General features: G+C 63.5%; 10 protein-coding genes. 4 read left to right on the plus strand and 6 right to left on the minus strand.

The features are described from left to right. Nucleotides 1-83 precede the first annotated feature (83 nt). Complete coding sequence (locus tag JAO85_RS11185) at nucleotides 84-1,328, minus strand: branched-chain amino acid ABC transporter substrate-binding protein (protein WP_202788097.1); 1,245 nt, start codon at nucleotides 1,326-1,328, stop codon at nucleotides 84-86. Nucleotides 1,329-1,496: 168 nt separating this feature from the next. Between JAO85_RS11185 and JAO85_RS11190 the strand changes: the two genes are divergently transcribed. Beyond that, on the plus strand, nucleotides 1,497-2,090 hold the full coding sequence (locus tag JAO85_RS11190; RefSeq protein WP_012840373.1) for a TetR/AcrR family transcriptional regulator: 594 nt from the start codon (nucleotides 1,497-1,499) through the stop codon (nucleotides 2,088-2,090). A 65-nt stretch (nucleotides 2,091-2,155) separates the two neighbouring features. Here JAO85_RS11190 and JAO85_RS11195 read toward each other — a convergent pair whose 3' ends face one another. After that, complete coding sequence (locus JAO85_RS11195) at nucleotides 2,156-5,080, minus strand: DNA topoisomerase III (RefSeq protein WP_202788098.1); 2,925 nt, start codon at nucleotides 5,078-5,080, stop codon at nucleotides 2,156-2,158. A 117-nt stretch (nucleotides 5,081-5,197) separates the two neighbouring features. Between JAO85_RS11195 and JAO85_RS11200 the strand changes: the two genes are divergently transcribed. The 3 genes from JAO85_RS11200 (at nucleotide 5,198) to JAO85_RS11210 (ending at nucleotide 7,629) form a co-directional block, all read left to right on the plus strand. Further along, complete coding sequence (locus JAO85_RS11200) at nucleotides 5,198-5,704, plus strand: SET domain-containing protein (protein ID WP_003064766.1); 507 nt, start codon at nucleotides 5,198-5,200, stop codon at nucleotides 5,702-5,704. Between the two features lie 134 nt (nucleotides 5,705-5,838). After that, entirely contained in the window at nucleotides 5,839-6,669 is an 831-nt protein-coding gene (locus JAO85_RS11205; protein ID WP_003064764.1) for a biotin--[acetyl-CoA-carboxylase] ligase, read from the plus strand. A 156-nt stretch (nucleotides 6,670-6,825) separates the two neighbouring features. After that, on the plus strand, nucleotides 6,826-7,629 hold the full coding sequence (locus JAO85_RS11210; RefSeq protein ID WP_003064762.1) for a hypothetical protein: 804 nt from the start codon (nucleotides 6,826-6,828) through the stop codon (nucleotides 7,627-7,629). A gap of 90 nt (nucleotides 7,630-7,719) precedes the next feature. On the opposite strand, the gene JAO85_RS11215 is transcribed toward JAO85_RS11210, so the two are convergent. The 4 genes from JAO85_RS11215 to JAO85_RS11230 all read right to left on the minus strand — a co-directional run bounded on the left by JAO85_RS11215 (nucleotide 7,720) and on the right by JAO85_RS11230 (nucleotide 11,767). Beyond that, complete coding sequence (locus JAO85_RS11215; RefSeq protein ID WP_003064761.1) at nucleotides 7,720-8,697, minus strand: tripartite tricarboxylate transporter substrate binding protein; 978 nt, start codon at nucleotides 8,695-8,697, stop codon at nucleotides 7,720-7,722. A 220-nt stretch (nucleotides 8,698-8,917) separates the two neighbouring features. Further along, nucleotides 8,918-10,360 (minus strand): sensor histidine kinase, encoded by a 1,443-nt coding sequence (locus JAO85_RS11220; protein WP_039050368.1) that lies wholly within the window; start codon nucleotides 10,358-10,360, stop codon nucleotides 8,918-8,920. Nucleotides 10,361-10,471: 111 nt separating this feature from the next. Then, nucleotides 10,472-11,149: a response regulator transcription factor gene (locus JAO85_RS11225; protein WP_003064757.1), complete on the minus strand. Its 678-nt coding sequence runs from the start codon at nucleotides 11,147-11,149 to the stop codon at nucleotides 10,472-10,474. Nucleotides 11,150-11,275: 126 nt separating this feature from the next. Continuing rightward, the gene (locus tag JAO85_RS11230; RefSeq protein ID WP_039050367.1) at nucleotides 11,276-11,767 is read right to left on the minus strand and encodes a MarR family winged helix-turn-helix transcriptional regulator; all 492 of its coding nucleotides are present in this window, start codon (nucleotides 11,765-11,767) and stop codon (nucleotides 11,276-11,278) included. Nucleotides 11,768-11,874: the final 107 nt, after the last annotated feature.

Raw genomic sequence — 11,874 nt, forward strand, 5'->3', positions numbered from 1 at the left:
TGGCCCTGCCCGCAGCAGGGCGCAGGGCTTTGTGATTTCTATGTCATGCGCAACTGGCGGTCAGGGGCCGCCAGGGTGCGGGTTCAGGATGGCCGCTTCATCTTGCAGCTGGTGTCCAGGCTGGCCGCCGGTGCGGAAACCGTGCTCACGGGCTTCCATCCCAGGCCCGTTCCTTCCTGGTCATGCACCACGGCCTTGCTGTCCACTTGTTCCCAGCTCAGCACATGGATGGGTTGCTGGGCCTGGTGATCGCTCTTGCGCATTTCCACGGGGCCGTTGATGCCCTCGAAGCGCATGCCCGACATCCTGGCTGCCACGGCAGCAGGTTCCACGGACTTGGCCTCGCGAATGGCCTGGGCCAGCATCAGCATGGCGTTGTGGCCCAGGCCGTTGATGAAGTCCTCGTTGAACTGGCGCTTGAAGCCCGGCAGCAGCGGGTTGCTTGCCAGTGGCTCAGAGTTGGGGCTGAAGGCCGAGATCAGCTTGACCCTGCCTTGCCCTGCTGCCCCCATGGCGCTGGGCACGCCGAAGTTGTTGCCGTTGAGGGTGTAGAAGTCCGTGCTCAAGCCAGCTTCGCGTGCGGCCCGCACGATCAGCGCCAGGTCTGCACCGAAGTCTGCGGTGATGACGGCATCGGCCCCGGATTGCTTGATCTTGGCGATATAGGGGGAGTAATCCTTGACCTGGCCCAGCGGGTGGAAGTCATCGCCCACGATCTTCAGGTCGGGGCGCTTGGCCGCCAGCATGCTGCGTGCGGCGCGCGAGACTTCCTGGCCGTAGGCATAGTTGGGGTTGAGCAGAAAGACCTGCTTCACCTGCTTTTGCCCGGCCAGATAGGAGGTCAGCGCGGCCACCTTCATGTCCGAGTTCGCATCGGTGCGAAAGTGCCAGTAGCTGCACCTGGCATTGGTCATCTGCGGTGCCTGGGCCGCATAGTTCAGGTAGATGATTTCCTTGCCGGGGTTGCGGCTGTTGTGCTTTTCGATGGCTTCCTGCAGTGCCAGGCCCACGGCCGAGGAGCTGGCACCCTGCACCACATAGCGGATGTTCTGTCCGATGATGGAGTTGAGCTGGCTCAGCGCCTCCTGTGCGGAGAGGCGGTTGTCGAAGGGAACGACCTCGAACTTCACGGCACCGGCCCAGCTTTGCTCGTTGGCAAGCTTGGCGCTGTACTGGAAGCTCTTGAGTATGTTCAGGCCCAGCCCTGCCATGGGGCCGCTCATGGCATCCAGCGAGGCAATTTTCACCACCGTGGCCGGCTGCGCATGAACGAGTGATGCGCAGGCCAGAGCCACTGCCGCCAGGGGAGTGGAAATACGAGGGTGCATGCTTGTCTCCGTCCTCTCATAAGAATTTTTTATTCACCAGGCCGCAATGCACAATGGCATCGAGGTACCTGTCAAAAATTCTAGGAAACCGTGCAAAAAAGGTGTTCGGATTTGGCCAGCATGAAACCACGCACTCCTTCGACCGCGACAGCAGGGCGTCGCCGCCCTTTGCAGTCCCGCGCGCGGCAGACGTTTCAGGCCCTGCAGGACGCCTTTGTTCGGCTTTTGCTTGAGCGCAGTTACGCGGAAATCACCGTGCGCGAGATCGTCCTGGTGGCGGGCACCGGGCTGGGCAGCTTCTACGAGTACTTCTCGGGCAAGGAAGACCTGGCCAAGGTCTGCCTGCATCTGCGCTCCAAGTCGCTGCTGCTGGGCATTCGCGGCGTGACCGGCAGTCATTCGGGCCAGCCGCTGATGCAGATTGCCGAGGCGGTGATCGAGTCACAGCTGCAGGCGCACCGCGAGCGGGCAGATGAATGGGGTGCCCACTATCTGCTGGAGCGCCACTATTCCACTTCCGAGGCCTACCGCAAGATGTTCGAACGCTTTGTGGATGCCTGGGCCGCAGCCATAGAGCAGGCCGTCGATCTGCCCCCGGACTACCCGGTGCGCGATGCTGCACGGGTGAGCCAGTGCATTCTGTACGGCCTGTTCAATCACAGCTATCTGGCCGCCGATGCACCGCCGGATCTGGACTTGCTGCGCCAGCGCGCCAACACGGCCATATCCGGTTATCTGAACGCCTTGCGCTGCGCTGCCTGAAATGAAAAAGACCGCCAGCGGCAAGCCGTGGCGGTCTTGGTTGGTCATTGCGGCAGGGCTGGCGATCAGCTCACATGCTTGCCCACAATGCCGGCCAGCTCGAACATGCTGATCTGCTCCTTGCCGAACACCGGCTTGAGCTTGGCGTCGGCGTTGATGGCGCGCTTGTCCTTGGCGTCCTGCAGGCCGTTGGCCTTGATGTAGTCCCAGAGCTTTTTGATCACGTCGGGGCGCGAGGTGGGTTCGCTGCCGATCACGGCGGCCAGGTCGGCGCTGGGCTTGAGCGTGGCGCTCACGGTGCGGGGCTTCTTCACCGCAGCGGTCTTGGTCGCTGTCTTGGCCGCCGTCTTCTTGGTCGCCGTGCCTGTCTTCTTGGCGGCAGCCGTCGTGGTTTTGGCCGCCGCTGCGCCGGCAGTCTTGCGTGCCGGGTATTTGCCTTCGCGCTGCTCGAACTCGAAGTTCACCTTGCCCGCAGCACCATCCCAGACCAGGAAGGCCTTGAAGTTGCGGCGCGTGCGGTTGGAGACGAACTTCTCCAGCAGATCGGTCTTGCCGGTCTGCAGCAGCTTGCTCATCTGCTCGCGTTCGATGGGCTGCTGCAGGATGATCTGGCCGCTCTTGAAGTCGCAGCTGGGCGTGGTCTGGGCCAGCGTGGGAACGGCCTTGGAGCAGACATAGTTGGCGCCATGCTCGAAGACGGGCGAGCCGCACTTGGGACAGGGGCCCAGGCTTTGCTGGTGGGCAAAGTCCACGATCTCGCCCGTGTCCTCGGAGTCCTTGTCGTCACCGAAGTCGAATTCCAGCTTGAAGTTGCTGTTTTCCTCGTCACGCACGATGGCGACCTCGGCCACGAACGGCCAGCCAGCCTTGGAGCGGAAGCCTTCCAGCGGGCCGATGCGGCGCTCGCGCAGCAGCTGCTCGGCCTCGGCCGTCTCGAAGGTGCGGCCGGCAGGGGATTTGGTGAACGAGAAGCCGCAGCCTTCGCTGGCGCCATTGGCGCCCGTGCAGGCATAGCGGCGGTAGTTCTCCTTGACTACGCCGCCGCAGTTGGGGCAGGGCGTGGAGAGCGTCGCGTAGTCGCCGGGAATGGTGTCGCGGTCGTATTCCTTGGCCTTCTTGACCAGCTTCTCGGTCATGGCCTGGATCTGCTGCATGAAGGCTTCGCGCGAGAGCTGGCCTTTTTCCATCTGCGACAGCTTGAATTCCCATTCGCCGGTCAGGTCGGCGCGGCACAGCTCCTCGACTTCCAGGCCGCGCAGCAGCGTCATCAGCTGGAAGGCCTTGGCCGTGGGGATCAGCTCGCGGCCTTCGCGCAGCATGTACTTTTCCGTCAGCAGGCCTTCGATGATGGCCGCGCGCGTGGCTGGCGTGCCCAGGCCTTTTTCCTGCATGGCTTCACGCAGCTCGTCGTCGTCGATCTGCTTGCCGGCGCTTTCCATGGCGCCCAGCAGCGTGGCTTCGGAGTAGCGTGCCGGCGGCTTGGTCTTGAGGCCCTTGACATCGGCGTGGTGGGTGCGCGGCTGCTCGCCGGGCTGCACGGCCACCAGGGGCTGGCCCTTGTCGCCTTCCTTGGCGTCCTCCACCTCGTTGGCGGCTTCCTTGCCGTAGATGGCCAGCCAGCCCGGCTTGACCAGCACCTTGCCCTCGGTCTTGAAGCTGTGCTGTTCCACCTTGCTGATGCGTGTGGTGACCTGGTATTCGGCGCTGGGGAAGAACACGGCCATGAAGCGGCGCACGACCAGGTCGTACAGCTTCTGTTCGGCTTCCGACAGGCCCGAAGGGGCCTGCGTGGTCGGGATGATGGCAAAGTGATCCGACACCTTGCTGTTGTCGAAGACGCGCTTGGTGGGGCGGATGTAGTTGTCGTTGATGGCCTGCTGGGCAAAGGGCGCCAGATGTCGCATGCCGCTGGTGGCCAGCATGTCGAAGGTCTGGCGTGCCACGGGCAGATAGTCCTCGGGCAGGGCGCGCGAGTCGGTACGTGGGTAGGTCAGGGCCTTGTGGCGCTCGTACAGGCTTTGCGCCAGCGCCAGCGTGGTCTTGGCCGAGAAGCCGAACTTGCCGTTGGCCTCGCGCTGCAGGCTGGTCAGGTCGAACAGCAGGGGCGAAGCCTGGGTGGTGGGCTTGCTTTCCTCGGTGACGGCGGCCGGCTTGCCCTGCACGGCGGCGGCAATCGCTTCGGCATCGGCCTTGTTCCACAGGCGGTCGGCCTTGGCCTCGGCATCGTCCGATTTCTTCCACTGCGGGTTGAACCACTTGCCCAGGTACTGGCCGGCCTGGGCGTCGAAAGTGCCGTGCACTTCCCAGTAGTCGCGGCTGACGAATTTGCGGATCTTTTCCTCGCGCTCCACCACCAGGGACAGGGTGGGTGTCTGCACGCGGCCCACGGTGGTCAGGAAGAAGCCGCCGTCGCGCGAGTTGAAGGCCGTCATGGCGCGCGTGCCGTTGATGCCCACCAGCCAGTCGGCTTCGGAGCGGCTGCGCGCGGCGCTGGCCAGGCCCTGCATCTGGGCATCGCTGCGCAGATTGTTGAAGCCGTCGCGAATCGCCTGCGGCGTCATGGACTGCAGCCACAGGCGCTTGACGGGTTTGCCCAGGCCGCCCTTGGCGCCGCCCGCGTATTGCTCGATCAGGCGGAAGATCAGCTCACCCTCGCGGCCCGCGTCACAGGCGTTGATGAGTTCGGTCACATCCTTGCGCTTGGCCTGCTTGACCACGGCGTTCAGACGGGTCTTGGTCTTGTCCACGGGCTTGAGGTCGAAGCGCGGGGGGATGACCGGCAGATTGGCAAAACTCCATTTGCCGCGCTTGACATCGAATTCTTCGGGCGCCTGAATCTCCACCAGGTGGCCGACCGCACTGGTCACCACATAGCTGTCGGATTCGAAGTAGTCATCGTGTTTTTCGAACTTGCCTGCCACCGGGGTCAGCGCACGGACGATGTCCTGTGCGACAGAAGGCTTCTCTGCAATCACCAGGGTTTTAGTCATTGTGTGTTCTCGTCGTCATTAACCACCTGAACCCGAATCGAAACTCAGGCTCATACAATTCGCTTCTCACGCGCGCGCATGCGCACATGTGTGCATATTCAAAGTATCAGAGAAAACATGCCCCGCACATCACTGGCCTCTTCAACGGGCCGACGCATCCAGACCCGGCGCTCCGGCGTTCATGGCAAAGGCGTTTTCGCCGCGCAGGATATTGCGGAAGGCGAAACCATTATTGAGTACGTGGGTGAAGTGATTGACTGGCAGGAGGCGCAGGACCGTCATCCGCATGATCCCAGCCAGCCCAATCACACTTTTTACTTTCAGGTCGACGATGAGCGGGTGATAGATGCCACGCACAAGGGCAATTCCTCGCGCTGGATCAACCACAGCTGCGCGCCCAACTGCTACACCGACGAGATCGACGGTCGCGTCTATATCGTGGCGCTGCGCAATATTGCAGCGGGCGAGGAACTGAACTACGACTATGGCCTGATGGTGGAGGAGCGCTATACGGCCAAGCTCAAGGCTGAATATGCCTGCTACTGTGGCGCTGCGAACTGCCGAGGCACCATGCTGGCGCCGAAAAGGGGCTGGAAGCCGCCGATGCCTGCAAGCATCCCCTGAGGCGCTGCACGCCTTCCCCTTCTCTCTACGCACTTTGCGCTATGGGAAGGGGACGACGCCCTCGCTGCGGGGCTGCCCTTGCTTGGCGTCTCTGACTTGCGTTGCGCCAGTTTTTAGATTTGGATAGATAAAAAATGACTCAGCCGATTCACTGGAATGCCGAAGCCTTGTGGGAAGCCATAGCACCGCAGTTGCCGGGCTTTACGGTCGAAGTGCTGCCGACCATCGACTCCTCAAATACCGAACTCATGCGCCGCGCGCGCGACGGGCTGACGGATCCGGTGCTGTTGATTGCCGAGCAGCAAACCCAGGGCCGAGGCCGCCTGGGCCGCAACTGGGTCAGCGGCGTCGGTGATTCGCTGATGTTCTCGCTGGGCCTGCCGCTGGCACCGCGCGACTGGTCGGGGCTGTCATTGGCGGTGGGCGTGAGCGTGGCCGAGAGCCTGCAGCCCCAGCTTCCCGCAGCGGGGGCCGCGCCCAAGATCGGCATCAAATGGCCCAACGATCTGTGGCTGGAGGGCGACCGCAAGCTGGCCGGCATTCTGATCGAGACCGCCAGCTTTGTCGGCGGCCAACAGCACGATATGACGGCACCGCGCTATGTGGTGATCGGTATCGGCATCAATGTGCGTCCCCGTCCCGGTGACGGCATGCGCACGGCCCCGGCCTGCCTGCAGGAGCTTGATGCCGCACTGGATGCGCCCACGGCCCTGGCCTGCATATTGCCCAATCTGGTGGCCGAGGTGCAGAGCTTTGCCCGGCATGGCTTTGCCCCGCTGATGCAGCGCTTTGCCCAGCGCGATCTGCTGGCCGGACGCGAGGTGAATCTGAGCGACGGCACTAGCGGCATGGCCCAGGGTGTGGCTGCCGATGGCGGCTTTCTGGTGCGTACAGCGACCGGGCTGCAAGCCGTGACCAGTTCTGAAATCAGCGTGCGTCCGGCTGGCAGCCCGCTGCAGGCTTGAAATGAAGCACCTCCTGAGGCGCTTTGCGCCTTCCTCCTCTCTCTACGCGCTGCGCGCCAGGGGAGAAGGACGCAGCCCTCGCTGCGGGGCCGCCCAGGCCCTTGCTCGGCTGCCCGCGAGCGGCTGCAGCCCATGGATAACTGATGTGAGAAACCTATGCTGAGAATCGTTTTCCTGCTCTTGCTGCTGGGCAACGCGGGTTACTACATGTGGAGCCACGGCTATCTGGCCGGCATGGGGCTGGCGCCGGAGTTGCAGTCCGAGCCGCAGCGCCTTCAGGAGCAGATCAGGCCGGATGCCCTGGTGCTGCAGCAGCCCGAAGCGGCGCAAGCTCCGGCTGTTGAACCGGCAAAGACTATGGAGCCCGAAGCGCCTGCGGTGGACGACAGCGCGCCGCCCGCAGCTCCCGAAAGCAAGTCGGATGGCAAGCCCGAAGCTGCAACCGTCGCAGCCAGGGAAACCAAGGACGCAAAGGACACAAAGGATGCCAAGACCGCCATTAAGGAGCCCGAGACCTGCTATCAGGCCAACGGTATCGAAGAGGCGCAGGCCGACAGCATTCGCCGTGCGCTGGCGGGCAAGTCCAAGAGCGATTGGGAGCTGGTGGCCAGCCATCAGGGCGGGCGCTGGATGGTCTATATGGGCAAGTTCCCGGACGCCGAATTCATGGACCGCAAGCGCGGCGAGCTGCGCCTGATGAATATCGACTTCGACCGCGCCGGCGGCAGCTTCGAGCCTGGCCTGTCGCTGGGGCGTTTTTCGACGGAAGAAGCCGCCCAGCGACAGCTGGCGACTTTCGCGCGCCAGGGCGTGCGCACCGCGCGTGTGGTGCAGGAGCGCCCCGATGTGACGACCTATGCGCTGCGCCTGCCCAAGGCCACGCCGACCTTGCGCAACGAAGTGGCGGCGCTGGCCGGCAAGAATCTGGTGCCCAAGGCCTTGCAGGCCTGTGCCAAGTAATTTTCGTAGCTGCTATCGCAAGAAAGGCCTGCATTTGCAGGCCTTTTGCATTGGAAAACAAGTTGCGACAAGCGCAACCAGCTCCTGTTTTTAGTCCAGATGAATATTGGCGACAGCGGCCAGCTTCTTCATCTTGGCCACTTCGCTGGCGATCTGCTTGGTGAAGTCGGCGCTCGATGTGCCCGAGGGGTACAGGCCTTGAGCAGCCATGCGCTGCTTGACGGCGGGGTCCTTGAGTGCGGCAATGATGGCTTTTTGCACACGTTCCACTTGTGCGGCGGGCGTGTTCTTGGGGGCCACCAGGCCGAACCAGGAAGGCTCGTTCAGATCGGGGTGACCGGCCTGCGCATAGGTCTGCACATCGGGCAGCACGTCCAGGCGTTCATGCCAGGACACGGCCAGGGCGCGTACCTTGCCCGACTTGATATGGGGCAGGGACGAGTTCACCTGGTCGAAGTACACGGGAACCTGGTTGCCCAGCACGTCGTTGATGGCAGGAGCCGAGCCACGGTAGGGGATGTGGTGCATTTCGGTGCCCGTGCTCTTGAGGAACTGGGCGCCCCACATATGGCCGATGGTGCCGTTGCCGGGGGTGGCATAGGACACCTTGCCGGGGTTGGCCTTGAGGTAGGCCACAAACTCGGCAAAAGTCTTCACGGGAATCAGCTTGGGGTTGATCACCAGCACGCCGGGGGCCTTGACGATCTCGGTCACACCCACGAAGTCGTTGATCGCGTCGTAAGGCAGCTTCTTGAACACGGCGGGGTTCACGCCATGGGTGGACAGGGTGGCAATACCGAAAGTCACGCCATCGGTGGCGCGAGCCACTTCTGCCATGCCGATGGAGCCGCCGGCGCCGGCCTTGTTTTCAATCACCACGGCCTGGCCGCCCAGCAGCTTGATCAGCACGTCCTGCATATTGCGGGGCACCATGTCGGTGGGGCCGCCAGCGGGGAAGGGCACGACGATGCGCAGAGGACGCGATGTGTCCTGCGCCATGCTCATGCCGGAGAAAGAAGAAGCGGCTGCGGCAGCAGCGGCGGTGTAGATGAATTGACGTCGTTGCATCAAAAAGCTCCCAGGATCCAGTGATTCCAAATTGCTGTCTTGCAGAGCGCAAATAGCGACTCTTCAGACAACCCATGATCGAATTGATTCTAGGGTAAGCGAGAACTTGCCAAATACGCAGTTTCCGATATTCGCATCGGGGCAAACGGGCGCAAAGCCAAGCCTGGCGCGGCTTCTCAGTCTTGACTGGCACCGAATTGGTGCATTTCTAGGTTGCGCTTCACTGCTGTCCGGGCATGGCCTTGAAGCGCACGGTAAACAGCGCCCCCGGCGGGGTATGAGCGGGCCTGGCATCCTGCAGCAGCACTTGCGCGCCGTGCTGACGGGCGATTTCCATGACGATGGGCAGGCCCAGACCGGAGCCGTCGGCTTCGGAGCCCAGCGCCCGGTAAAAGGGCTGGAATATCAGTTCGCGCTCGCCCAGCGGCACGCCGGGGCCTGAATCCTCGACTTGCAGCAGCAGAATCTGGCCGAAATGATCGGCCTGCACGCGCACGGTGACCACGCCTGGCTGTTCGCTGGTCGATGGCGTGTAGTTGATGGCGTTGTCCACCAGATTGCGCACCAGCTCGGCCAGCAGCGTGGCATTGCCGTTGAGCCAGACACCGGGCGTGCTGGCGCTGGCACCCTCGTAGCCCAGGTCTATGTGCTTGTCCATGGCGCGCGGCAGGCAGTCCTGCACCACGTCGGTGACGATGCGCACGAGGTTGCAGCCCTGCATGGCGGGCACGGCGCTCTCGGCGCGCGCCAGTGCCAGCAGCTGGTTGACAGTATGGGTGGCACGCATGCTTGAGCGGCCGATCTGCGCCAGCGAGCGTTTCAGATCTTCGGTATTCGTGCCCTCGCGCTGGGCCAGGTCGGCCTGCATGCGCAGGCCCGCCAGCGGGGTCTTGAGCTGGTGGGCCGCGTCGGCCAGAAAACGTTTTTGCGTGGCGATGGAGTCATGCAGGCGCTGCAGCAGATCGTTGACCGAATCGACCAGCGGCACCACCTCCAGCGGCACATCCTTGTGATTGATGGGCGAGAGATCCTCGGGCTTGCGCGCGCGGATGCGCTCCTCCAGCCGGTGCAGCGGCTTGATGCCGCGTGCCAGCGCCAGCCAGACCAGCAGGGCGGCCAGCGGCAGGATGACGAACTGCGGCAGCATCACGCCCTTGATGATTTCCGTGGCCAGCACGCTGCGCTTTTCGCGTGTTTCCGCGACCTGCACGAGGGCGTTGGGCTCGCCGGGCAGCGGCATGCGCACCCAGATATAGGCCACGCGCAGGTCAATGCCCTTGTATTCCTCATCGCGCAGCAGCACCGAGCCGGTGGGCGTGTCCTCGTCGACGGAGGGCGGGCGCGGCAGGTCGCGCTCGCCGGCCAGATATTCGCCCCTGGTGCCGCTGACCTGGAAGAACACCGTGTCCGATTCATCGGCGCGCAGGATCTCGCTGGCCGACTGAGGCAGATTGAACTGCACCTTGCCGCGCTGCACGATGACCAGCTGAGCCAGGGCCTGGGCGTTGTACTCCAGCGCGCGATCGAAGGGCTTGTTGGCCAGGCCCTGGGCCACCAGCCAGGTCAGCGCCAGGCTCACGGGCCAGAGCAGCAGCAGCGGCGTGAGCATCCAGTCGAGGATCTCGCCGAAGAGGGATCGCTGCTCACGCTGAAAAATTTTCATGCTTGTAAAACTGGCGTATTCCAACTCAGGGATGGCCAGCAAGGGCCGCCCCGCAGCAAAGGCCATCGTCCCCCTCGGGGGAAGCGGCGGGGGCCGCCTAGGCAAAGCCGCTCAGGGGGGGGCTATCTTTTCCAGGCAGTAACCGAGGCCGCGCACGGTGGCGATGCGGATCGGGCCTTTCTCGATTTTCTTGCGCAGGCGGTGGATATAGACCTCGATGGCATTGTTGCTCACCTCCTCGCCCCATTCGCACAGGCGCTCCACCAGCTGGTCCTTGCTGACCAGGCGGCCTGCGCGCTGCAGCAGCACCTCCAGCAGGCCCAGCTCGCGCGCCGACAGCTCCACCATCTTGCCGTCTATGGTGGCGACCCGGCCGGTCTGGTCATAGACCAGCGGGCCATGCTTGATGGTGGAGCTGGCGCCGCCCATGCCGCGACGCGTGAGGGCGCGCACGCGTGCTTCCAGCTCGGACAGCGCAAACGGCTTGGCCATGTAGTCGTCGGCACCATAGTCCAGGCCCTGTACGCGCTCTTCGATCGAATCGGCGGCCGTGAGAATCAGCACCGGCAGCGCATCGCCACGCCCGCGCAGGCGCTTGAGCACTTCCAGGCCGTGCACCTTTGGCAGGCCCAGATCGAGAATCAGCAAATCGAATTCGCTGCTGGTCAGCAAGGCGGTATCGGCCTCGCTGCCATTGGCCACATGGCTGACGACGGCGCCCGAGCTGCGCAGCGTGCGCAGCAGGCCATCCGCCAGCACCTGGTCGTCTTCGGCAATCAGTATGCGCATGTGTGTCTCCTGCTTGTTATGTGTGCCTGTTTGCACTTTTGCTGCCATTGTAGGGATGGCTCATGGCCGTTCGGGGCAATTCTCGACAGCCGCTTACAGGCGTCAAGAAGGCGTCAATACAGAATCTCAGTAGCCTTCGGCATAGGCTTCCAGGCCCAGCGCGACCACGGTGGCCACATCCGCGCCCACGGCCTCGCGAAATTCGGCCTCGGCCTGGCTTACGGCGTCGTGAAAAGCCTGCAGCCAGGCCAGACCCGTATCGGTGAAGCGCACGCGCCTGGCGCGCGCATCATGCGGGTCGGCCTCGCGCGTGACCAGGCCCCAGGCTTCGCACTGCGCCACCAGATCGGCCATGGCCTGCTTGGTCATGCCGGCCTTGTCGGCCAGATCGGTGAGCCGGTCGCCAGCCAGCGACAGATGGCGCGTGATGTGGATATGGGCCGCTCCTACCTTGTCGCGCGCCGCCAGATTGGATAGCGCCAGCGGCACCTCCACTGCACGCGCCATGAGCTGCAGCACGCGCGCATCGAAGCGGCGCATGGCATGGCCCAGCAAACGGCCCAGATGGGTCTGGCGCCAGGCATCGGCGGGCGGGGTGACGGGGGCGATTTCTGACATGGGTAAATAGTAAGGCAAACTGACTAAATATTTAAATCAATCTGCAGTATCCGCATCTAAACTACTGTTCAAGCATCCAGCCTGAATGCAAAAACAGGACTGGCCAC

Source organism: Comamonas sp. NyZ500 (assembly GCF_016772095.1).
Taxonomy (GTDB): Bacteria; Pseudomonadota; Gammaproteobacteria; order Burkholderiales; family Burkholderiaceae_C; genus Comamonas; species Comamonas thiooxydans.